At 74.4% G+C, this 22,694-nt stretch carries 17 protein-coding genes and 3 pseudogenes; 12 read left to right on the top strand and 8 right to left on the bottom strand.

What is annotated here, in order from left to right; all coding sequences use genetic code 11:
- Positions 1-89 precede the first annotated feature (89 nt).
- The 4 genes and pseudogenes from AMK24_RS16630 to AMK24_RS16645 all read left to right on the top strand — a co-directional run bounded on the left by AMK24_RS16630 (position 90) and on the right by AMK24_RS16645 (position 4,430).
- A pseudogene (locus AMK24_RS16630) lies at positions 90-1,673 on the top strand (MFS transporter).
- A 101-nt stretch (positions 1,674-1,774) separates the two neighbouring features.
- Entirely contained in the window at positions 1,775-2,362 is a 588-nt protein-coding gene (locus AMK24_RS16635; protein ID WP_242435181.1) for a class I SAM-dependent methyltransferase, read from the top strand.
- 119 nt (positions 2,363-2,481) lie between these two features.
- Complete coding sequence (locus AMK24_RS16640) at positions 2,482-3,405, top strand: N-acetylmuramoyl-L-alanine amidase (protein WP_073769515.1); 924 nt, start codon at positions 2,482-2,484, stop codon at positions 3,403-3,405.
- Between the two features lie 167 nt (positions 3,406-3,572).
- On the top strand, positions 3,573-4,430 hold the full coding sequence (locus AMK24_RS16645; RefSeq protein WP_073769516.1) for a DUF5336 domain-containing protein: 858 nt from the start codon (positions 3,573-3,575) through the stop codon (positions 4,428-4,430).
- A gap of 142 nt (positions 4,431-4,572) precedes the next feature.
- On the opposite strand, the gene AMK24_RS16650 is transcribed toward AMK24_RS16645, so the two are convergent.
- Positions 4,573-5,352, bottom strand: coding sequence for a maleylpyruvate isomerase family mycothiol-dependent enzyme (locus AMK24_RS16650; RefSeq protein ID WP_073769517.1), 780 nt, complete (start codon positions 5,350-5,352; stop codon positions 4,573-4,575).
- 148 nt (positions 5,353-5,500) lie between these two features.
- Between AMK24_RS16650 and AMK24_RS16655 the strand changes: the two genes are divergently transcribed.
- Positions 5,501-5,794: a hypothetical protein gene (locus AMK24_RS16655; RefSeq protein WP_073769518.1), complete on the top strand. Its 294-nt coding sequence runs from the start codon at positions 5,501-5,503 to the stop codon at positions 5,792-5,794.
- An 80-nt stretch (positions 5,795-5,874) separates the two neighbouring features.
- On the opposite strand, the gene AMK24_RS16660 is transcribed toward AMK24_RS16655, so the two are convergent.
- The 3 genes from AMK24_RS16660 to AMK24_RS16670 form a co-directional block, all read right to left on the bottom strand.
- A complete protein-coding gene (locus AMK24_RS16660) occupies positions 5,875-6,948 on the bottom strand; it encodes a prenyltransferase (protein ID WP_073769519.1) in 1,074 nt (357 codons plus the stop codon).
- Positions 6,945-7,676, bottom strand: coding sequence for a class I SAM-dependent methyltransferase (locus tag AMK24_RS16665; RefSeq protein WP_073769520.1), 732 nt, complete (start codon positions 7,674-7,676; stop codon positions 6,945-6,947). Before AMK24_RS16665 ends, AMK24_RS16660 begins: the two co-directional genes overlap by 4 nt.
- Before the next feature lie 70 nt (positions 7,677-7,746).
- Positions 7,747-9,060: a glycosyltransferase family 4 protein gene (locus AMK24_RS16670; protein ID WP_073769521.1), complete on the bottom strand. Its 1,314-nt coding sequence runs from the start codon at positions 9,058-9,060 to the stop codon at positions 7,747-7,749.
- Positions 9,061-9,317: 257 nt separating this feature from the next.
- Here AMK24_RS16670 and AMK24_RS16675 point away from each other — a divergent pair, with 257 nt between their 5' ends.
- The 6 genes from AMK24_RS16675 (at position 9,318) to AMK24_RS16700 (ending at position 15,986) form a co-directional block, all read left to right on the top strand.
- Positions 9,318-9,968 carry a TetR family transcriptional regulator gene (locus AMK24_RS16675; protein ID WP_073769522.1) on the top strand — a complete coding sequence of 217 codons (651 nt, stop codon included), beginning with the start codon at positions 9,318-9,320 and terminating at the stop codon, positions 9,966-9,968.
- 229 nt (positions 9,969-10,197) lie between these two features.
- Positions 10,198-11,448, top strand: coding sequence for a prenyltransferase/squalene oxidase repeat-containing protein (locus tag AMK24_RS16680; RefSeq protein ID WP_073769523.1), 1,251 nt, complete (start codon positions 10,198-10,200; stop codon positions 11,446-11,448).
- On the top strand, positions 11,445-12,176 hold the full coding sequence (locus AMK24_RS16685; protein ID WP_073769524.1) for an SCO2322 family protein: 732 nt from the start codon (positions 11,445-11,447) through the stop codon (positions 12,174-12,176). The genes AMK24_RS16680 and AMK24_RS16685 overlap by 4 nt, the downstream gene beginning before the upstream one ends.
- Positions 12,173-13,339, top strand: coding sequence for a cobalt ABC transporter permease (locus tag AMK24_RS16690; RefSeq protein ID WP_073769525.1), 1,167 nt, complete (start codon positions 12,173-12,175; stop codon positions 13,337-13,339). The genes AMK24_RS16685 and AMK24_RS16690 overlap by 4 nt, the downstream gene beginning before the upstream one ends.
- Positions 13,336-15,081 carry an ABC transporter ATP-binding protein gene (locus AMK24_RS16695; RefSeq protein ID WP_073769526.1) on the top strand — a complete coding sequence of 582 codons (1,746 nt, stop codon included), beginning with the start codon at positions 13,336-13,338 and terminating at the stop codon, positions 15,079-15,081. Before AMK24_RS16690 ends, AMK24_RS16695 begins: the two co-directional genes overlap by 4 nt.
- Positions 15,078-15,986: an ECF transporter S component gene (locus AMK24_RS16700; RefSeq protein ID WP_073769527.1), complete on the top strand. Its 909-nt coding sequence runs from the start codon at positions 15,078-15,080 to the stop codon at positions 15,984-15,986. The genes AMK24_RS16695 and AMK24_RS16700 overlap by 4 nt, the downstream gene beginning before the upstream one ends.
- 260 nt (positions 15,987-16,246) lie before the next feature.
- On the opposite strand, the pseudogene AMK24_RS34770 reads toward AMK24_RS16700, so the two are convergent.
- The 3 genes and pseudogenes from AMK24_RS34770 to AMK24_RS16710 all read right to left on the bottom strand — a co-directional run.
- A pseudogene (locus AMK24_RS34770) lies at positions 16,247-16,515 on the bottom strand (hypothetical protein); the annotation flags it as partial.
- Between the two features lies 1 nt (position 16,516).
- Positions 16,517-18,384 (bottom strand): annotated as a pseudogene (locus tag AMK24_RS16705) (bifunctional glycosyltransferase 87/phosphatase PAP2 family protein); the annotation flags it as partial.
- A gap of 216 nt (positions 18,385-18,600) precedes the next feature.
- On the bottom strand, positions 18,601-19,752 hold the full coding sequence (locus AMK24_RS16710) for a serpin family protein (protein ID WP_073769528.1): 1,152 nt from the start codon (positions 19,750-19,752) through the stop codon (positions 18,601-18,603).
- Between the two features lie 61 nt (positions 19,753-19,813).
- Here AMK24_RS16710 and AMK24_RS16715 point away from each other — a divergent pair, with 61 nt between their 5' ends.
- The gene (locus tag AMK24_RS16715; RefSeq protein ID WP_073769529.1) at positions 19,814-20,302 is read left to right on the top strand and encodes a GNAT family N-acetyltransferase; all 489 of its coding nucleotides are present in this window, start codon (positions 19,814-19,816) and stop codon (positions 20,300-20,302) included.
- A gap of 142 nt (positions 20,303-20,444) precedes the next feature.
- On the opposite strand, the gene AMK24_RS16720 is transcribed toward AMK24_RS16715, so the two are convergent.
- Positions 20,445-22,544 (bottom strand): MDR family MFS transporter, encoded by a 2,100-nt coding sequence (locus tag AMK24_RS16720; RefSeq protein ID WP_073769530.1) that lies wholly within the window; start codon positions 22,542-22,544, stop codon positions 20,445-20,447.
- Positions 22,545-22,694: the final 150 nt, after the last annotated feature.

Below are 22,694 nucleotides of genomic sequence, written 5' to 3' on the forward strand. Positions count from 1 at the left end.
CGCGGAACAGAACGCCCCCCAGAAGTGTTCACCCTGCACGCACGTGGGGGGAGCCCGGGTGCCGGACGGCTGCCCGGGAGGCCCCGCACATGCGAAGGACGCAACGGATACGGCACGCGGGGGAGCTTCCCGGCCCGTCGAGAACGCGCTCCGCCCCCCTCGTCCCCGTGCTCGCCTTCGCGGGCATCACCGTCGCGGTCATGCAGACCCTGCTCGTCCCGGTCATCAAGGATCTGCCGGTCCTGCTGGACACGTCCCCGGCCGACGCCACCTGGGTGATGACGGCCACCCTGCTCGCGGGGGCCGTCTCGACGCCGATCATGGGACGGCTCGGCGACCTGTACGGCAAGCGGCGCATGCTGCTCGCCTCGCTGGCCGTCATGGTGGCCGGCTCGCTGGTCTGCGCCTCCACCGACGATCTGGTCGTCATGATCACCGGCCGTGCGCTCCAGGGCTTCGCCATGGGCGCGATCCCGCTGGGCATCGGCATCATGCGCGACGAACTGCCGGGCGAGAGGCTCGGTTCGGCGATGGGCCTGATGAGCTCGTCGATCGGGGTGGGCGGCGGCCTCGCCCTGCCCGCCGCCGCCCTGGTCGCCCAACACGCGGACTGGCACGCCCTGTTCCTCGGCTCGGCCGGGCTCGGCCTGCTCGCGATGGCGCTCACGTACGCCTTCGTCCCCGAACCGCCGCTGCGCGCGCCCGGCTCCTTCGACGTCGTCGGCGCCCTCGGACTCTCGCTCGGCCTGGTCCTCCTCCTCCTGCCGGTCACCAAGGGCGGCGACTGGGGCTGGTCCTCGGCGACGACGCTCGGGCTGCTGGCCTCGTCCCTGGTCACCCTGGTGCTGTGGGGCCTGTTCGAACTGCGCACCCCCGCGCCGCTCGTCGATCTGCGCACCACCGCCCGGCGCGAGGTGCTGCTCACCAACCTCGCCTCGATCATGGTGGGAGTCGCCTTCTACGCGGTCTCCCTGGTCCTGCCGCAACTCCTCCAACTGCCCACGTCCACCGGATACGGCCTCGGGCAGTCCATGGTGGTCGCCGGGCTCTGCGTGGCCCCGCTGGGCCTGACGATGATGTTCGTCGCCCCGCTGTACGCCAGGATCTCCGCCCGCCGCGGCCCCAAGGCCACGCTGATGCTCGGCATGCTGGTCATCGCGGTCGGTTACGGGGCCGGGCTCGGCCTGCTCTCCGCCGCCTGGCAGACCGTGCTGATCGCGGTGGTGCTCGGCGCGGGCATCGGCCTCGCCTACTCCTCGCTGCCCGCCCTGATCATCGGGGCCGTCGATCCCTCGGAGACCGGTGCGGCCAACGGTCTCAACACCCTGATGCGGTCCATCGGCACCTCGGTGTCGAGCGCCGTCATCGGCATGGTGCTGGCCGACACCTCGGTGGCCGTGGGAGCGGTCCGGGCGCCCTCCATGGAGGGGTTCCGGATCTCGTTCCTCATCGCCACCGGCGCGGTGCTGGTCGGCCTGGTGCTCGCGGCGTTCCTGCCCGCCCGGCGGCCCCCCCGCGCACCCGGTGCTCCTGGCGAGCAGTGCGGACGCCCGGCCGGGCCCCCCGCCCGCGCCCCGGGCCCCCGCCGAGAGCGCCGGCCGGGCCGTACGGCACGATGGGTCGCCGTCGACCGGCCCCTGAGCCGCCCCGCGCCACCTGGAGGAACCCCGTGACCGCCGAGTCCGCCGCCGCTTCCGCTTCCGCCGCCGGGCCCACCGGTTCCGCCGGGCCCGCGCCGGAGGTCCTCGCCGCGTTCGAGGCCGCCAAGGGCTTCATGCCGGTCCACGAGGGGCTCGCCCTCCACGCGGCGGCGACCGGGGCCGGTGCGCTCGGGCTGCCGCTGCTGGAGGTGGGCACGTACTGCGGCCGGTCCGCCGTCCTCCTCGCGGACGCGGCACGGGCGGCCGGGGTCGTCGCGCTCACCGTGGACCACCACCGGGGCAGCGAGGAGCAGCAGCCGGGCTGGGAGTACCACGACCCGAGCGTGGTGGATCCCGAGGTCGGGCTGATGGACACCCTGCCGACGTTCCGCCGCACCCTGCACCGGGCCGGTCTGGAGGACCACATCGTGGCGATCGTCGGCCGCTCCCCGCAGGTCGCCGCCGTGTGGGGCGGACCGCTCGGGCTCGTCTTCGTCGACGGCGGGCACACCGACGAGCACGCGAACGCGGACTACGAGGGCTGGGCTCCGCATGTGGTCCAGGACGGCCTGCTGGTGATCCACGACGTCTTCCCCGACCCGGCGGACGGCGGGCAGGCCCCGTACCGGATCTACCGGCGGGCACTGGACTCCGGGGCGTTCACCGAGGTGTCGGCCACCGACTCGCTGCGCGTGCTGCGCCGCACGGGCGCCGGAGTCTGAGCCCCCCGGGCCCACCCGGTACGGCGCACGACGGCCGGACGCCGAGCCGCCCGGTGCGGCGCGCCGCACCGGGGGCCGGTGTCCGAGGGGCCCGCGGCCCGGCTGGGTAGCATCGCCGCGTGCCGTACGACGACAGCCCTCCCCCCACCCGCCGCGCCCGGCCGCTGACCGCGGCCGCCGCGCTGGCCGCCGTATGCCTGACCGCCGCCGGATGCGGTGGCGGCCCGGAATCCGAAAGGGCCGGCGCCACCCCGCCCCGGCCCGGTGCGGGCGCCGCCTCCCCCGCCCCCTCGGGGCCCGCGGGTTCCCCCCTCCCCTCCGCTTCCGTCTCCGCCCCGGCCTCCGTTTCGGCGCGGCCGCTGCCCGCGGGGCCGCTCACCGGCCGGACCGTGGTGATCGACCCGGGGCACAACCCCGGCAACCGCGACCGCACCCGGGAGATCAACGAGCAGGTCGACATCGGCACCGGCCGCAAGGAGTGCGACACCACCGGCACGTCCACGGACGACGGTTACGCCGAGGCCCGGTTCACCCTCGACGTCTCCCGCCGGCTGCGCGCGCTGCTGGAGTCGGCGGGGGCCCGGGTGCTGCTGACGCACGACGCGGACCGCCCGTTCGGGCCGTGCATCGACGAGCGGGCCCGCATCGGCAACGAGGCGAAGGCCGACGCGGTGGTCTCCGTGCACGCCGACGGATCGGCCGTGGGCAACCGGGGCTTCCACGTGATCTTGCCCGCCCGGGTGAAGGGCGGTGGAGCCGACACCTCGGCGATCGTGGAAAGCTCGGCCGATCTCGGCGCGAGGATCGCCGGGCACTTCGCCCGCACGACCGGAAGCGCGCCCTCCAATTACGTCGGCGGAAAGACCGGTCTGGTCACCCGTGATGATCTCGGCGGACTGAATCTGTCGACCGTGCCCAAAGTGTTCGTGGAATGCGGCAATATGCGTGACCCGCAGGATGCCGCGCTGCTCACGGGCGAGAGTTGGCGGCAGAAGGCGGCCCAGGGGATGGCCGATGGCGTCAGCAGTTATCTGAAGGGGTAGTTCTGCGGGGATATCGGGGGGATACCCGATCACGATCCGGGTTCGGGGGCAACCCGCCCGGCCAGACGATAGATTCATCCGTACGATGGGGAGCCGCTCCCGAGCTTCGAGCCGCACCGGCGGCAGCGACGACCGCCCCGACGAGACGACCGACTAAGGACCTTCACGTGAATATCCGATCCCTCACTCGAGGTGACGGCGTGGTGATCGGAGCAGCGGTCGTGCTGTTCATCGCCTCTTTCCTCGACTACTCCAGCTACTGCCCGCAGGGCATCGACTGCTCCAAGATCGACAATCCCAACGCCTGGGACTCGCTCGGCCTCCTGATGAGCGTCTTCCTCGCCGGCGTCATCGCCGCGGCGCTGGTGGTCGTCAGCCGTGCGATGCCGGGCCGCAAGGTGGCCTGGCTCGACCTCGGCCAGTTCGGCGCCGCGCTCTCGGTCTTCGCCCTGTGGACCGCCTTCTGGACGATCCTCGACATCAGCAACGCGGGCGCCGGCCTGATCCTCGGCCTGCTCGCCGCCATCGTGCTCGCCGCGGGCGCGGTCGCCGGACCGCTGGTGCCGTTCCTCAAGGCCCCGCTGCTCAGCCCGGCCGGCCCGGCGCAGGGCGTCCAGGGCGGCCAGGCCCCCTACGGCGCGCAGCCCGGTCAGGGCTACGGCTACCCCGGCGCCCAGCAGCAGCCGTACGGCGCGCAGCCGAGCCAGGGCTACGGCTACCCCGGCGGCCCCCAGCAGGGTCAGCCCGCCCAGGGCGACCCGGCGCAGGCGCAGGCGCAGCAGGCCCAGGCTCCGCAGCCCTCGCAGGGCGGCGCGGCTCCGGCGGGCGACTTCGCCCCGTTCTGGTTCGCCGTTCCGGTGGCCCGCCCGCTGTACGGCGAGGACGGTTCGCCCAACCCGATCGCCGAACTGGCGCCGGGCACCTGGTACCTCGCGGTGGAGCAGCGCGGCCAGAGCCTGATCGCCCAGACGCAGGACGGCCGCCGCGGCGTCCTGCAGGACACCACGGGCATCCAGCGCGGCTGATCCCCGACGCGCACCTCGCGGCCCCTCGCCCTTCCGGGCGGGGGGCCGTCGTCGTACGGTCCGCCCCGCGCGCGCCCTCGCCTGACGGCGCGTCGCGGCGGGCCGGACCCGCCGCCCGGGGCGGCGGGTTCCCGCGGCCGGCTCAGCCGAAGGAGGAGCGGTCCAGCCAGAAGTCCAGGAGCGCGGCGTCTCCGAGCACCTCCACGCGCGAATCGGTCGGCTCCAGACGGCGGTTGAAGACGAGCATCAGGTCGGTGAGCGACCCGCGCAGCGCGACGGTCGCCTTCTCGTGCGCACGCCGCCAGGTGAAGCGGTCGTCGGCGAACTCGATCAGCCACTCCGCGCCGGGGGCATCGGTGGCGTGCAGGTGCAACGAGCGCCCGCCGCCCCGCAGTTCGGCCGCCTCCGGGTCGCCGTTCTCCTGGGCGAAGGAGACGATGCGCAGCCACTCCTCGATGGTGTCGGCGGCCACCTCGGGGGCCACCGTGTACGGAGCGCGGGCGGCGAGCGCCGCGTCGGCCCGGTGCACCGCGGTCTCGTGCGTCATGCGCCGCGCCCAGAACGCCGTCCGCCGCTCCCAGGCCCAGGCCCACACCTCGGCGTCCGGGCCCGCCTCCCGCAGCGCGGCGACGGTGGCCGCCGCCCCCTCGGCCAGCCAGGCGTCCAGTGCGGCCGGGTCGTCGTCCTCCGGCCCCGCGGTGCCGGGCACCTTCTCCTCGGGGACGTCCTCGACCGCCCGGGTGCGGACGATCTCGCCCACCCAGCGGTGCGCGCCGCCGACGTGCACGGCCAACTCCCGCAGGGTCCAGTCGGGGCAGGTGGGTACGGTCGCGGTGAGGTCCGCGCCGGTCAGCACCGCGCGCAGGGCGTCGGTCTGGGCCAGGATCTCGTCGCAGTAGCGGTCATAGGAGAGGAGCGTCATGCGGCGCACCTTATCCGGCGGCCCCGGGCCGATCATCCGGATAACACCCCGGGCGACCGCCTCGACGGGGCGAGGCCTCCGAGCCGCCGCCGCGACCGCCCCACGATCGCCCGGGTTTCACTCTGCGTAAAGCGGCAACCAGAGTTCCATGTCTCCCAGAACCCGTTCAGGAAGCAGTTCAGCGGCGCGTGTCATCGCCGTCGTGGCCGACATCCTGGCCTTCGTCATCATCCTCTGGATCGTGATGTACCTGCTGGACGCCAACCGGGGCAACGACTTCGTGCAGTGGGTGCACGACGCGGCCCGCACGCTGGCGGGCTGGTCGTACGACCTGTTCACGTTCGACCGGACGTGGGCGAACGTCGTCGCCGGTTACGGTCTCGCGGCCGCCGTCTACCTCTTCATCGGGCACGCCGTGGCGGGCCGCCTCCGCCGCGGCTGAACCGGCCCCGTCCGGGGCGGGTCCGGTTCGGTCGGCGGGCTACGCCGCTCGGTGTGAACCGGGCCCGCTCCAGGCGGGTTTCAGCGGCAGCAGTCCGGCTCCAGGCCGACCGGCAGCCGCTCGCCCCCGAAGACCGCGGCGGTCGCCTCGTCCCCGCCGAGCGCGGCCACCGCGAGCAGCAGCGAGCCCGCCGTCCAGGTGGTCAACTCCTCGGGCCAGAAAGCCCGGTCGCCCTCGAAGACGTACCCCGTCCAGTACAACCCGCCCTCGGCGCGCAGGTGCTGGATCGACTGGAGGATCTCCAGCGCCCGGTCCGACTCCCCCGTCATCCACAGGGCGAGGGCCAGTTCGCAGCTCTCGCCGCCGGTCACCCAGGGGTTGGGCAGCACGCAGCGCACCCCGAGGCCAGGAACGACGAAACGGTCCCAGCCCTCCTGGATACGGGCGGTGGCCTCGGCCCCGGTGACGGCGCCGCCGAGGACCGGGTAGTACCAGTCCATCGAGTAGCGGCCCTTGTCGAGGAAGCGCTCGGGGTGGCTGCGGATCGCGTGGGCCAGCGCCCCGGTCGCCAACTCCCAGTCGGGCTGCGGCTCCTCGCGCCGCTCGGCGATGGCCAGCGCACAGCGCAGCGCCTGGTGGATCGAGGAGGAGCCGGTCAGCAGCGCGTCGTTCACGGGCGTGCCGTCCGGCTCCCGCTTCCAGCCGATCTGGCCGCCGGGCTGCTGGAGCCGCAGCACGAACTCGACGGCGGCGAAGACCGTGGGCCACATCCGGTCGACGAACGCCTCGTCCCCGGTGGCGAGATAGTGGTGCCAGACGCCGACGGCGACGTAGGCGACGAAGTTGCTCTCCTGGCTCCGGTCCGTGGGCCGGTGCGGATCGCCGTCGTGGTAGGCCGCGTACCAGGAGCCGTCCGGGTTCTGGTGGCGGGCGAGCCACGCGTAGGCGCGGGCGGCGGCCTCGTGCTCGCCGGCCGCGTCCAGCGCCATGGCGGCCTCGGTGTGGTCCCACGGGTCGAGGTGGTGCCCCCGGAACCAGGGCAGCGCCCCGTCCTCCCGCTGCACGGCGGCGAGCGCCGCGACCGTCTCGGCCGCCTGATCCGCTGTCAGGACGCCCGGCAGGACGAGGTGTTCGGTCCGTTCGGGGGTGCTCACGCCGCGGCCTTCGGAAGGTGCGGCTTGGTGGCGTAGGCGACGAAGCTCTTGCCGACGACCGGGTTGAGGAGCTGTTCGGCGACCCGCGTGGCGAGCGGCTTCTTCATGATGTCCCAGACCAGCAGCTTGTGGTACGCCCGCACCGGCAGCGCCTTGTCGTTGTCCACGCCGAAGGCGCACTTGAGCCACCAGTAGGGCGAGTGCAGGGCGTGGGCGTGGTGGGTGCCGTACGGCTTGAGGCCGGCCTCGCGGATGCGGGCGAGGAGCTGGTCGGCCTTGTAGATGCGGATGTGGCCGCCCTCGACCTCGTGGTAGGCGTCGGAGAGGGTCCAGCAGACCTTCTCGGGGCCGTAGCGCGGGACGGTGATGGCGATGCGGCCGCCCGGCTTGAGGACCCGGACCATCTCGGCGAGGACGCCCTTGTCGTCCGGGATGTGCTCCATGACCTCGGAGATGATCACGACGTCGAAGGAGTCGTCCGGGAAGGGCAGGTTGAGGGCGTCGCCCTCCATCGCGGTGGCGGTGGCGCCCTCGGGGGCCTCCCCGGCCTCCTTCATCGCCGCGAACCACGTGGCGACCTCGCGGATCTCCTCGGCGTTGCGGTCGAGGGCGACGACCCGGGCTCCGCGCCGGTAGCACTCGAAGGCGTGCCGGCCGGCACCGCAGCCCAGGTCGAGCACTCGGTCGCCGGGGGCGAGCGGGAAGCGGGTGAAGTCGACGGTCAGCACGAGGGCCTGCCTTCGAGGTCGGAGGTACGGGTGGCGGTGCGCGGGTGGCGGGGGGCCCGGAGGCCCTCGGTCACCTGCGGACTCCGCGGGCGGCGATCGCCCGACGGTACAGCTCGGCCGTTCCGGCGGCCGCCCGGGCCCAGGTGAAGTTGGCCAGCACCCGTTCGCGCCCGGCGGCGCCGAGCCGGGCGCGCAGTTCGGGGCTCTCCAGCAGCCGGTCCAGCGCCCCCGCCAGCGCGTCGGGGTCGCCGGGGGCCACGGCGAGGCAGGTCTCCCCGTCGCGGCCGGAGACCTCGGGGATCGCGCCGCCGGTGGTGGCGACGAGGGGGGTGCCGGTGGCCATGGCCTCGGCGGCGGGCAGCGAGAAACCCTCGTACAGCGAGGGCACGCAGGCGACCTGGGCGCTGCGTACGAGGTCGACCAGTTCGGCGTCGCTGATCCCCTTGACGAACCGGACGGCGTCCGTGAGCCCGTGCCGCTCGATCGCGCGGGCGACCGGCCCGCCCTCGGCACGCTTGCCGACGACGACGAGGTGGGCGTCGGGGTTGCCGGTGCGGAGCTTGGCGAGAGCGTCGACGAGGTGGACGAGGCCCTTGAGGGGGACGTCGGCGCTGGAGGTGGTGACGATGCGCCCCGGCACCTCGGCGACGGAGGGGTCGGGCGACCACAGGTCGGTGTCGGCGCCGATGTGGACGACGCTGATCCGGTCCTCGCGCACTCCGAGGTCCTCGACGATCTCGTCGCGCGAGGAGCCGGAGACGGTGAGGACGGTGTCCAGCTTGCGGGCGACCCGCTTCTGCATGCGGGTGAAGGCGTACCAGCGGCGTACGGAGGCGCGTCGGCGGCGGCTGGGCGCGGCCGCCAGGTCGAGTCTGCGGTCGACGGTTATGGGGTGGTGGATCGTCGTGACGAGCGGGGCCCCGAGGTCGCCGAGGAGCCCGTAGCCGAGGGTCTGGTTGTCGTGGACGACGTCGAACGCGCCGCGCCGGGCCAGGAGGTGGCGGCGGGCGCGCAGGCTGAAGGTGAGGGGTTCGGGGAAGCCGCCGGTCCACATGGTGGCGACCTCGGCGAGGTCGATCCAGTCCCGGTACTCGCCGCGCTTGGGCGTACGGAACGGGTCCGGCTGGCGGTAGAGGTCCAGGCTCGCCAGCTCGGTGAGCGGGACGCCCTCGTCGAGCACCGGGTAGGGCTGCGCGCCGATCACCTCGACGCTGTGGCCGAGGCGGGCCAGTTCCCGGCTGAGGTGGCGGACGTACACGCCCTGGCCGCCGCAGAACGGGTTGCCCTTGTAGGTGAGGAGTGCGATGCGCAACGGCCGGTCGGCGGTCCCGGCGGTGGAGCCGTCGCCCGTGCGGGGGCCTGTCTCTATGGCCTCAGCGGTCACACTCGGCCCCCTTCTGACTGCGTGTTCGCCGGAGCGTAACCGGTCGCGCTAATCTAGAACAAGTTTCAAACTTGCTGGAACAAGCTTCGTACTCGATCGCTCGGCGTGCATCGAATCTACCGGCAGGTAGCGTCGGCGGTGAGGCCGGATCAGGTGATTCGTGCCACGGCGGACGCCCCTGGCATGCTGTGCGCGCCCGGCCGGCCCGTTTCGCCCGTCCGGGTGGATCAAGCCATGGATCGTGGATCGGGGGCGGCATGACCGCGGACGCCAGACCGGCGGCGCCTGCGCTGACCGAGCGCCAGAAGGCCCGTCGCCGCCGCATCCTGCACGCCTGTGCGCAGCTGGCCGGCCGGGGCGGGTTCGAGGCGGTGCAGATGCGGGAGGTGGCCGAGGCCGCCGGGGTCGCGCTGGGCACCCTCTACCGCTACTTCCCCTCCAAGATCCACCTCCTGGTCGCGACCCTGCAGGACCAGCTCCAGCAGCTGCGCACCACGCTCCGCAAACGCCCCCCTGCCGGGGACGACGCGGCTCAGCGGGTGGCCGAGGCCCTGATGCGCGCCTTCCGCGCCCTGCGACGCGAACCGCACCTGGCGGACGCCATGGTCCGCGCCCTCACCTTCGCGGACCGCGGCGTGAGCCCCGAGGTGGACACGGTCTCCCGGCTCACGACGGCGATCATCCTGGACGCCGCGGGCCTGGAGCACCCGGGCCCGGGCCAGCTCTCCGCGGTCCGGGTCATCGAGCACACCTGGCACTCGGCCCTGATCGCCTGGCTCTCGGGCCGGGCCTCGATCGCCCAGGTCGAGAGCGACATCGAAACGGCCTGCCGCCTCATCGGCCTGACGGCGGCCCCGGCGGGGCCCCTCGCCGAGCGGCCCCCCGGCCCCTCCCCTACGGACCGGTAGAGTGGGCAGGTCGTCATCATGCCCGTACAGGGGGAAGCCGGGGCACTCCGGCCGAGCGCCCCAGCCGTGACCCGTCCGCCCGACGGCAGCCGGACCGCCCTCCGCGGAGCGTGACCGGCTCGGGCCACCGGAACCCCGGTGGCCGGCACCGTCGAGGCATACGGGGCCGGAGCCCGGCGCCCCCGTGCGCCCGCGGAGTCCGGCCCTCGCAGGAGAGGCCCAGCCAGCCATGACCGTACGCCGCAGCGCAGCCGCGCTCGCGACCACCGCCGTGCTCCTGGGCGCGGCCGCGCCCGCAGCGGTCGCCGCACCCAGCCCCTCCCCGTCCGCGGAACTGCCGGCCGGGCTCTACGGCACCACCGACCCCGCCTACGACGGGGTGTGGCGGCAGTCGCTGGCCTTCCTCGCGCAGAAGATCGAGTACGTCACGCCGTCGACGCGGGCGGTGGACTGGCTGGTGGGCCAGCAGTGCGACAGCGGCGCGTTCACCTCGTACCGGGACGCCTCCCAGCCGTGCGACTCCTCGACGGTGATGGACACCAACGCCACCGCCGTCGCCGTCCAGGCCCTCGTCGAGATCGACCAGCACCGCGAGGACGCCAACAACGGGGCCGACTGGCTCAAGTCCGTGCAGAACGAGGACGGCGGCTGGGGCTACAACCCCGGCAGCCCGAGCGACGCGAACTCGACGTCCATCGTGGTGGGCGCCCTGGCACGGACCGGCGTCCCGATCAACGAGGTCACCACCCCCGACGGCAACACCCCGTACACCGCCCTCCAGTCCCTGGCCCTCCCGTGCGGGGACGAGGACGGCGGGGCGTTCGCCTACCAGCCGGGCAAGAAGGGCGAGCTGACCGCCAACCTCGACGCCACCGCGGCCTCCGTGCTCGGCCTGATGGGCAAGGGCATCGCCTCCGGCACGTCCAACGCGGTCAAGGACCCCGTCTGCACGAAGGGCGACGACCTGGGCCCCGAGCAGAGCGCCCAGAACGGCGCGTTCTTCCTCGCGGACACGCTGAGGAAGAAGCCGTATCTGGAGCAGCCCCCGATGCCGGGCGCGGAGGACACCGCACCGCAGCCCGACTACGGCAACACCGCCGACGCGGTCGTCGCGCTCGCCGCCTCCGGGCACAAGGACAAGGCCGAGGCGTCCGTCGCCTGGCTGGAGAAGTACGCCACCGGCTGGTCGAAGGCGGGCGGTCCGGCCGCCACCGCGCAGCTGATCCTCGCGGCGCACGCCACCGGGGCGGACGCCCGCGCCTTCGGCGGCGTCGACCTCGTCAAGCAGCTCAACGCGATGGGGCCCTCCCCGGCCGCCACCGCCCTCCCCTCCCCCACGCCGACCGGTCCCCAGCCCTCCAGCGGCACCGGCAGCGACGACAGCGGGCTGGGCCTGGGGTGGCTGATCGGCATCGGGCTGCTCGTCGGCACCGGCATCGGCTTCCTGCTCAGCATGCGCCGGAAGAAGCAGCAGCCGTGAGGTCCCGGACCCTCCCGCCGATCGCCGTCACGGCCCCGGTACGGCCCCGGACCCCGCTCGTCGCCCTGCTGACCGTCCTCGTCGCCGCCTGCGCCGTCCTGCTCGGCGGTGCGGGGAGCGCCGAGGCCGCCGGGTACCGCTACTGGTCCTTCTGGGCGGGCAACGGCGAGAACTGGGAGTACGCCACCCAGGGGCCGTCCCTCCTGCGCCCGGACGACGGCTCGGTCCAGGGCTTCCGGTTCGCCGTGAGCGAGGACTCGGGCGAGGCCGCCCAGCCGCGCCGCGCCCCGGACTTCGGGGCGATCTGCGCGGGCACCCCGGCGAAGGACGGCGCCAAGCGGGTGGCGCTGGTGATCGACCCGGGCACGGCGGCGGACGCCCCGGGCGGGGAGGAGCCGCCCGCCCCGCGCACGGCCTGCGCGCAGGTCGCGCCGGACGCCAGCAGCGCGGAGGCGCTCGCGGCGGTGGCGAAGCCGCTGCGGTACGACGGCAGCGCCATGCTCTGCGCGATCTCCGGCTACCCGAAGACGGGCTGCGGCGAACAGGTCTCCGGCGACGCCGGCAGAGCGGAGGCGTCCTCCCCCGAGGAGGCGGCCTCCCCCGCGAAGACGACCGGCGAGGGCGGCGGGGCGGACGGCGGCGGTCCGTCCGCCGGGCTCCTCGTCGGCCTCGGCGCCATCCTGCTGCTGGGCGTCGCCGCCGTGGTCCAGGCCCGCCGCCGCCGGTGACCGGCTCCTCCGCCCCGGCGCGGCTGCTGCGCCGCGCCCTGCACGCCCCCGAGGCGGACCGCGGCAACGCGCTGCCCGCCGGGGCGTGGTGGCTGTGGGCGCTGGGGCTGGCCACCGCCGCGTCCCGGACGACCAACCCGCTGATGCTCGGGCTGCTGGTGGGGGTGGCCGGGTATGTGGTGGCGGCGCGGCGCACGGACGCGCCGTGGGCGCGCTCGTACGGGGCGTTCGTCAGGATCGGGCTGTTCGTCGTGGCGCTGCGGCTGCTGTTCTCCGTCTTCCTCGGCTCGTCCGTCCCCGGTACGCACACCGTGCTGACGCTGCCCGAACTGCCGCTGCCCGCCTGGGCGCAGGGCGTGCGGATCGGGGGCCGGGTCACCGCCGAGCAGTTGGCGCACTCGCTGTACGAGGGGATGAAGCTGGCCACCCTGCTGATCTGCGTCGGCGCGGCCAACGCGCTGGCCAACCCGGCGCGGTTGCTGAAGTCGCTGCCCGGTGCGCTGTACGAGGCGGGGGTCGCCGTGGTGGTCGCCATGACGTTCGCGCCGAACATGGTGGCCGACGTGGCCCGGCTGCGGTACGCGCGCCGGCTGCGGGGCCGGCCGACCGGGGGCGTGCGGGCGGTGGCGCAGATCGGGTTGCCGGTGGTGGAGGGCGCGCTGGAGCGGTCGGTGGCGTTGGCCGCGTCGATGGACGCGCGCGGGTACGGGCGTACCGCCGAAGTCCCGGCCGCCGTCCGGTACACCACGAACGTGCTGACGCTGGGCGGGATGCTCGGGGTGTGCGCCGGCACGTACGGGCTGCTGGCCGCTGAGGGCGCGGTGTACGGGCTGCCGTTGCTGCTGGCCGGACTGGTCGCGGCGACGGCCGGGCTGCGGCTCGGCGGGCGGCGCTCGGTGCGGACCCGCTACCGGCCGGACCGGTGGGGGGCGCGGGCCCGGCTGGTGGCGTCCTCGGGTGCGGCGGTCGCGGCGGCGATGATCTGGGCGGGCGCGGTCGATCCGGAGGCGCTGCGCCCCGGCGTCGTACCGCTGACCGCGCCGGTGCTGCCGCTGTGGCCCGCGGCGGCGGTGCTGATCGGCCTGCTGCCCGCGCTGGTCGCCCCCGTACCGCCCTCGTCCCGGGCAGCCGAAGGACCGCATCGCAGCAAGGAGCAGGCGTGATCACGTTCGAACGGGTCTCCGTGCGCTACGAGGGCTCGGAGCGCCCCACGCTGTCCGGGGTCGATCTCACCGTCCCCGAGGGCGAACTCGTGCTGCTCGTCGGCCCCTCCGGTGTCGGCAAGTCGACTTTGCTGGGCACGGTCTCGGGGCTCGTCCCGCACTTCACGGGCGGGCTGCTGTCCGGCCGGGTCACGGTGGGCGGCCGCGACACCCGTACGCACAAGCCGCGTGAGCTGGCCGACCTGGTCGGGACGGTCGGCCAGGACCCGCTCGCGCACTTCGTCACGGACACGGTCGAGGACGAGCTGGCGTACGGCATGGAGTCGCTCGGCCTGGACCCGGACGTGATGCGGCGCCGGGTCGAGGAGACGCTCGATCTGCTGGGCCTGGCCGACCTGCGCGACCGGCCCATCGCGACCCTGTCGGGCGGTCAGCGGCAGCGGGTGGCGATCGGTTCGGTGCTCACCCCGCACCCGAAGGTGCTGGTGCTCGACGAACCGACCTCCGCGCTGGACCCGGCGGCGGCCGAGGAGGTCCTCGCGGTGCTCCAGCGGCTGGTCCACGACCTGGGCACGACCGTGTTCATGGCCGAGCACCGGCTGGAGCGGGTGGTGCAGTACGCGGACCAGGTCGTCCTGCTGCCCGCGCCGGGCGCTCCCCCGGTGGTGGGGCCGCCCGCCGCGATCATGAAGGTGTCGCCGGTCCGGCCGCCGGTGGCGGAGCTCGGCCTGCTGGCCGGCTGGGAACCGCTGCCCCTGTCGGTACGCGACGCCCGGCGCGCCGCCGGGGGGCTGCGGGAGCGGCTGGCGGGGGCGGCGCCCGTGCGCGCGGTCGCCCCCCGGGCCCCGGAGCCGGGGCCGCCGGTTCCGGCCGCCGGGGAGCGGGCGCGGCCGGGCCGGTTCGCCCGGCTGCTGGGCCGGGGCCGGGACCGTACGGAAGGCTCCCCCGCCTTCGAGGGGTCCGCCGTCCCGTCCGCCGCCGATCCGGTCACCCGGGTGAGGGGGCTCGGGGTGCGGCGCGGGCGGGTCGAGGCGTTGCGGCGGGTGTCGCTCACCGTGGCGCCGGGCGAGACGGTGGCCCTGATGGGGCGCAACGGGGCCGGCAAGTCCACGCTGCTCGGGGCCCTCGTCGGGATGATCGAGCCCACCGCGGGCACCGTGCTGGTCGGCGGCCTGGCCCCCGCCCGGACGGACCCGCGGGCGATGGTGCGCCGGGTCGGCCTCGTACCGCAGGAGCCGCGCGATCTGCTGTACGCGGACACGGTGGCCGCCGAGTGCGCCGCCGCCGACCGGGACGCCGGGGCGGCGGAGGGCACGTGCCGGGCGCTGGTGTCGGAGCTGGTGCCGGGGGTCGCGGACGACACCCACCCGCGGGACCTTTCGGAGGGCCAGCGGCTCGCCCTGGCCCTGGCGCTGGTGCTGACGGGCCGGCCGCCGCTGTTGCTGCTGGACGAGCCGACGCGCGGTCTGGACTACGCGGCGAAGGCCAGGCTCGTCGGCGTGCTGCGCGGGCTGGCCGCCGAGGGCCGTGCGATCGTCCTGGCGACGCACGACGTGGAGCTGGCGGCGGAGTTGGCGCACCGGGTGGTGATCCTCGCCGACGGGGAGGTCGTCGCGGACGGCCCGACCGGGCAGGTGGTGGTCTCCTCGCCTGCCTTCGCCCCGCAGACGGCGAAGATCCTGGCCCCGCAGGAGTGGCTGACCGTTCCCCAGGTGCGCGCGGCGCTGGAGGCGGGAGCGTGAACGGGACGACGGGCGCAGGAGGGCGGGCGGCCCGCCCCGTACGGCTCGGGCCGAAGTCGGTGGCCGTGCTGGTGCTGATCGGGGCCGTCGGCGTGGTCGCGTTCGGGTGGCCGCTGCTCGCGGACACCGGGTCCGGGCTGGCGCACGCGGAGGACGCGCCCTGGCTGTTCGCGGCGCTGCTGCCGCTGCTGGTCGCGGTGGTCGTGGCGACGATCTCGGAGTCCGGGATGGACGCGAAGGCCGTCGCGATGCTCGGCGTGCTGGCGGCGGTGGGGGCGGCGTTGCGCCCGCTCGGGGCCGGCACGGCGGGGCTGGAGCCGATGTTCTTCCTGATGGTGCTGAGCGGCCGGGTCCTCGGGCCCGGGTTCGGTTTCGTGCTCGGCTCGGTGACCATGTTCGCCTCGGCGCTGCTGACGGGCGGGGTCGGGCCGTGGATGCCGTTCCAGATGCTGGCGATGGGCTGGTTCACCATGGGCGCGGGGCTGCTGCCGGGGGCGGACCGGCTGCGCGGGCGGGCCGAGACGGCGATGCTGGCGGCGTACGGGTGCGTGGCGGCGTTCGCGTACGGCACGGTGATGAACCTGCAGGGCTGGCCGCTCCTCCAGGGTCTCGGATCGGGGATCTCCTTCAACGGGGACGACCCGCTCCACGAGAACCTGGTGCGGTTCCTCGCCTACTGCGCGGCGACCTCGCTGGGCTGGGACCTGGGGCGGGCGCTGCTGTCGGCGGTGCTGACCCTCACGGTCGGCCCGGCGCTGCTGAGGGCGCTGCGCCGGGCCACCCGCCGCGCCGCCTTCGACGCGCGTGCGACGTTCGGGGAGCCCGAGGCGCCGACGGCGACCGGGACATCCGGGGGACCCGGGGCGCGGGGTGAGGCGGAGGCCGCCGGGAAGTCCGAGGCGTAAGCACCCGGCTCCGGGGCGGCGGCCCGTCCTTCCACCCCGGCGCTCGTCGGCGGCGAGGGGAGGCGACCGCGACCGATCCGGCCCGGCTCCGATTGGCGGCGAGGGCCGGGCGGGCGGAGGATGGACGGACGCGGCGATCCACGCCGAAGGGGTGCCGGGACGGTCGACACCGTCCCGGCACCCCTTCGGCCTGCGGCGCCCGCTCCGAGCGGGGGCGCCGTTCCGGCCCTGCGGGCGTCCCTTCCCCCGCTCGCCGTCCGCTACGTGCCCGCGAGCTTCTCCACCGGTTCGCGTTCCGGTACGAGGGAGGGCTCGGCCGGCACGGCGGGTCGCGCCGGTTCCGTTTCCGCGGGTTCCGCCGCCTTTGGCCTCCCGTCCTTCTCCTCGGCGGTCCGCTCCTCACCGGTCACCAGCCTCCGCGGGCCCGACAGCAGGTACGTCAGCCCGAAGCCCAGCGAGACGACGAGGGCGCCGCCCGCCGCGTCGAGCACCCAGTGGTTGGCGGTGGCCACGATCGCGACGATCGTGANATCGTGAAGAGCGGGTGCAGCAGCCCGAGCGCCTTCATCCACAGCTTCGGGGCCAGCATCACGATGACCACCCCGCACCACAGCGACCAGCCGAAGTGCAGCGACGGCATCGCCGCGTACTGGTTGGTGACGGTGGTCAGCGTCCCGTAGTCGGGCTTGGCGAAGTCCTGCACGCCGTGGACGGTGTCGATGAACCCGAGGCCGGGCATGAGCCGGGGCGGGGCCAGGGGGTAGAGCCAGAAGCCGACGAGCGCGAGCAGCGTGGCGAAGCCGATGGAGGAGCGGACCCAGCGGTAGTCGGCGGGGCGGCGCGCGTAGAGCACGCCGAGGATCGTCAGCGGGACGATGAAGTGGAAGGTCAGGTAGTAGTAGTCGAAGAACTCGCGCAGCCAGTCGATCGTGACGACCGTGTGGTTGACCCAGTGCTCGATGTCGATGTGCAGCCACTGCTCGACGGCGTGGATCTGGCGGCCGTGCTCCTCGGCGAGCGGGCGTCCCGCCCTGGCGGCGAGGCGGACCTGGGCGTAGGCGTCGTAGACCACCCGGATGAGCAGGAGTTCCAGCAGCAGGTTGGGGCGGGTGAGGACCCGGCGCCAGAACGGCAGGAGCGGCACCCGTCTCCAGCGCGCCGGGACGGGTTTCGCGTAGTCCGTGGGGACCGGGTGCTGCCAGTACGGCGAGGTGCGGGGCAGGAACGGGGCGAGGCAGGCCGCGCCGAGCGCCACGAGCAGCAGCACGTTGTCGCGTACCGGGATGAGCGGCTCGATGTTCGGCAGCAGCATCGTCCCCGGCAGGGTGACGGCCAGGACCACCACGGACGGCCACACCAGCCGGTCGGAGGCCCGTTTGCCGACCCGGCCGACGACGGCGAGGAGCACCCACAGGAGCTGGTGCTGCCAGGCGGTCGGCGAGACGGCGACCACGACGCAGCCGGTCACGGCCACCGCGAGGAGCACCTGCCCGTCCCGCGCGTACCGCACCGCGCGCCGCAGCCCGACGACCGTCACGGCGGCGGCGACCGCCAGGAACAGGGCGATCTCCAGGGGGCCTTCGAGGCCGAGCCGGAGCAGCGCCCCGTGCAGGGACTGGTTGGCCAGGCTGTCCGGCCGCTCCCCCAGCCCGGCGCCCGCCAGGTGGTGCACCCAGTACGTCCACGAGTCCTTCGGCGCGGCGGCCCACGCGGCGGCCGTGGCCAGGGCGAACGTCACCCCCGCGCCCACCGACGCCTGCCGTCGGCCGGTCAGCCGGAGGAGGACGGCGAAGAGGAGCAGGACCGGCTGGAAGGCGGCGGCGATCCCGACGAGGACGCCCGCCGCCCGCTGCTCCCGGACGACGAACCAGGCCAGCAGCACCAGCAGGACGGGCAGGATGCTCGTCTGGCCCAGGTGCAGGGTGTTGCGGACCGGCAGCGACAGCAGGAACAGGCTGATCGCGACGGGGGCCGCGAGCAGGGCCGTGCGGCGGCCCGTCGGGGAGGGCAGCGCCCGGGCCGCGACGACGCCGAGGGCGACGACGAGCAGCAGGGAGCCGAACGTCCAGACGACCCCCAGGGTCTGCTGGGCCGACGCGGTGAGGGGCTTGAGGACGAGGCCGGCGAAGGGCGTGCCGGTGAACCGGCCGCCGTCGTACAGCGAACCCGCCACGTGCAGGACGCCCTCCTCCCCGATCCAGGTCTCCAGATCGAGGAGCCGTTCCCCCGGTGGCTGCCGGAGCACCGCCGCCACCTGCCGTACCGCCAGCGCGGCCACGACCAGCCAGAGCAGGGCCCGGGCCGGCCCGCTCCCCGCCGCTCCCGTGTCCGCCGCCGCGTCCCCGCGCACACTGTGATCCGCATTCACCACGCTGCGCCGACCCTCCCACCGTTCCATGCATCGCCCCTTCGAGTGGGGCCATGCCGGATGAAGCCTCGCATTGCCCTATGAGGTAGACACAATCAACCCCCTCTTTGCCTGACTGTCACCCCGCATCCCGCACCCCGCACCCCGTCCGGAAGACCGACCGGTTTTCCCCGGCCCCCCGCGGCGCGGGGTCGCGAGGGCCGGGGCGGGGGGCGGGGTCGCGGGGCGGGGGCCGGTCTGCCGGGCTCAGGCGGCCGGTCCCACGGGGGCGTCCGCCTGCCACGCCGTGAACAGGGGCACGTCGTCGGCTCCGGCCAGCACCACGATGCCGAAGGGCCGGTCGAAGGCGATGTGCTCCACCCGCTCCGGGCGGGGTGCGGAGCCCGCCCGGGGCATGGCGACCACCGTCACGGCCGCGGCCTCCACCCCCTCCTCGGCGATCTTCAGTACGGCCTCCTGGACGACGTCGGAGATGCGGAGGGGTTCGGGTGAGAGGCCGGAGAAGTCCGCGTGGTCGGTCAGGGCCAGCCGGACCCCGAGGGCGTCGAGCTGCCCGGTGACCGGCACCCGCGTCCGCAGCGCCAGCCGGGGCAGCCCGATGGTCACCCGGTCGGCGTCCAGCGGAACGCCCGAGCCCCGGGACGTCCAGCCCGCGGGCAGTACCCGGTCGGCCCCCGCCCCCGGCTCCCCCAGGACGAACCGGACCCGGGCCCCGGGGGCGCCGCCCGCCTCCGGGGCGCAGCGCAGCTCGACGACGTACGCCCCGCCGACCGTCCAGGCGTCGGAGAGCGGCACGGACTTGGCCATGGTCGGCACCTGGACGGCCCTCCCGGACGCGTCGGTGAACGGCTGGTCCCGGGTCAGCCATCCCTCGAACGGCGATTCCCAGCGGGCCTTGAGGGCGAGCACGTTGACCAGGGCGAGCAGGATGTCGTCGGTGATCTCCAACGGCAGTCGCTCGATCAGCCCGCCGGTCGCCTCGCGCACCCAGGCGTCGACGGCCGCCGGGTCCATCGGGGCGAAGGAGACGTCCGGCAGGGCCTCCCGGTACGCGCGGTAGACGGGTACCCGGCTGAAGACCCGGGTGGCGACGCCCAGCGCCCCGGTCCGGGCCAGCTCACGGGCCACCGCCGTGACGACCGGAGCGGCCTCCCGGTCCGCGGTGCCGAGAAGGGCCCGAAGTTCGGCGGCGGTCGCGCCGCGCGCGCCGGCGGCGACGGCGGCCAGGGCGAGCCACAGTCCGGCGGGCGAGCAGACGAAGCCCGGGGCCCGGTCGCCGCTCGGGCCCCGGTCCGCCCCGGCGGCCATGCCCTCCCGTATCCAGCGTTCGGCGAGGTGGCGGATCGCCCCGGTCGCGGATGCCGCCGGCATCGCTCCGGTCACGGACACATCACTCATTACTGCCCCCTACACATAAATGACGTCGTGGTTCGGCCGTACGGCGATGAGAATGCCGCACATGACGTGGACCGTAACCGCCGAACGTTTCGACTCCCCCGACGCGAGCGCCCTGCGCCGGGACTACTACGACGAGGTCGCGAGCCGTTACTGGCAGCGGCCCGCGACCGCCGAGGAGATCGCGGAGGGGCTCGACGACGACGGGGCCGACCTGCTGGTTCCGCCGACCGGCCGGTTCGTCGTCGGCCGGTACGGGGGCGAGGCGGCGAGCTGCGCCGGGCTGGTGCTGACGGAGGCCGTCGAGCCGGGTACGGCGGAGCTGACCCGGGTGTACGTGCGCCCGGCGTTCCGGGGCACGGGCGGCGGCGGTGTGCTGCTGGCCGCGGTGGAGGAGGCGGCGCGGGCGTGCGGCGTACGGCTGCTGCGGCTGGACACCCGCCACGACCTGGTCGAGGCGCGCGGCCTGTACGCGAAGCACGGCTACCGGGAGGTTCCGGCGTTCCACCGCCGCAACCCGTACGCGGAGCGCTGGTTCGCGAAGGAGCTGTGAGGAGGGCCCGCGGGACGGGGCCGGGGGGCGGGGCTCTCGGCGGTGGGGTCAGGGGACGTCCGGGCGCCAGGAAGCGTCGGGGGGGGCGGCCGGGCGTCAAGGAGCGTCAGGACGTCAGGGAGCGTCAGGACGTCGGGGGGCGTCAGGGGGCGTCCGGGCGGTCGCGCCCGGCCTGCTCCGCGTGTTCGGCATGGCGCGGAGGGGCCTCGTGATCGCGGGGAGACACCGGGGAGTGGGGGCGTTCCGCGGTCGAACCGCTGACCTCGGCGGTCAGCTCCCTGACGAGGGCCGTCAGGTCGGTGGGCCGCTCGGGCCCCCACCAGTCGCCGAGGAGTTCGGCGAGGGAGTCCTCACGGGCCTGGGAGAGCCGGACGACGGCCTCGCCCCCCGGCTCGGTGAGGACCATCTGCAGCCCCTCCCGGCGGGCCAGCCCCCGCTCCTCGACCTGCCGGGCCGCGTCGGTGATGACGTGGAGCGGCACGGGGGCGGTCTCGGCGAGGCGGGAGGGTTCGACCATGCCGTGCCGTCTGATCCGCAGGAGCAGCCAGCTCGCGGCGGGCAGCAGGTCGTACCCGGCCCGGGCGGTGACCTTCTCGTAGATCTCACGGCGTCCCTCCCGGCTGGCGAGCACCGACAGGGCGCGGGCGCACTCGTCGTACGAGGAGCGCTGGACGGGGTTGGAGGCGAGGGTCTGGCTGGTGTCGGGGGCGGTCACGGAGCCGCGGAGCTTGTCCTCACGGAGGAACCAGGCGAGGACGAAGGCCAGCAGGACCACCGGGGCCGCGTACAGGAAGACGTCGGTGATGGAGGTGGAGTACGCGCTCAGCACGGAGGGCCGCAGGTCCGCGGGGAGCTGCCCGAGGGCCCGGGGGTCGGCGGCCAGCCGCCCCGCGTCGACGCCCGGCGGCAGCGGTTGCCCGGCGAGCGCGTCCGTCAGCTGCCCGGTCAGCCGGTTGGTGAAGACGGTCCCGAAGACGGCCACGCCGAACGCGGCGCCGATGGACCGGAAGAAGGTCACCCCGGAGGTGGCGACCCCCAGGTCCTGGTAGGCGACGGAGTTCTGGGCGACCAGGACGAGCACCTGCATCACGAGGCCGAGACCGGCGCCGAAGACGAAGAAGTAGGCGCTCATCAGCCAGGTCGAGCTGTTCTCGTCGAGCTGGTGGAGCAGGAGGAGGCCGCCGGCGGTGAGGGCGGTGCCGACGACCGGGAAGACTTTCCAGCGGCCGGTCCGGCTGACGATCTGGCCGGAGCCGGTCGAGGTGATCAGCAGGCCGAGCACCATCGGCAGCATGTGCACGCCGGACATCGTGGGGGTGATGTCGTGGACCACCTGGAGGAAGGTCGGAAGGTAGGTCATCGCGCCGAACATGGCGAAGCCGATGACGAAGCTGATCACGGCGACCAGGCCGAAGGTCCGGATCCGGAACAGTTTCAGCGGCAGTACGGGTTCGGCCGCGCGGCGTTCGACGGCGACGAAGGCCACCAGCAGCACGACGGCGAGCACGGCCAGCCCGATGATCTGCGGGGAGTCCCAGGCCCATGTCGTACCGCCGAGGGAGGCGACGAGCACCAGACCGGTCGCGACGGCCGCGATGAGGAAGGTGCCGAGGTAGTCGATGACGTGCTTCTCGCGGCGGACGGGGATGCGCAGGAAGGCCGCGATGACGACGAGGGCGACGACGCCGACCGGCAGGTTGACGTAGAACACCCAGCGCCAGCTGAGGTGCTGGGTGAAGAAGCCGCCGAGGAGCGGGCCGAGGACGCTCGTCACGCCGAAGACCGCCCCGAAGAGGCCCTGGTACTTGCCGCGTTCGCGCGGGGGGACGAGGTCGCCGACGATCGCCATCGACAGCACCATGAGCCCGCCGCCGCCCAGCCCCTGGAGGGCCCGGAAGCCGATGAGCTGAGGCATGTTCTGGGCGACTCCGCAGAGCGCGGAGCCGATCAGGAAGATCACGATCGCGGTCTGGAAGAGCTTCTTGCGGCCGTACTGGTCGCCGAGCTTGCCCCAGAGCGGGGTCGCCGCGGTGGCGGCCAGCAGGTAGGCGGTCACCACCCAGGACAGGTGGTCGAGCCCGCCCAGCTCGCTGACGATGGTGGGGAGGGCGGTGGAGACGATCGTCTGGTCGAGTGCCGCGAGCAGCATGCCGAGGAGCAGGGCTCCGATCGCCACGAGGACGCCCCGGCGGGACTGGCCCTGACCGGGGGCCGCAGGCGGCGGGCTCAGCTGCTGGGCCATGGGCGTCGTCTCCTCGATCCGCTGGACGCGATGATCCGCTACACCCCATCCTGAACGTTTCACCCTGTTATGGCCTGCCGAAGACGGATCGCGTCCCGCAGCGCGCCCCGCCGTACCCCCGGCGGGCCGTTGGGGTTCCCCGGGGCGGGC

It is taken from the genome of Streptomyces sp. CB02366 (genome assembly GCF_001905905.1).
GTDB lineage: Bacteria > Actinomycetota > Actinomycetes > Streptomycetales > Streptomycetaceae > Streptomyces.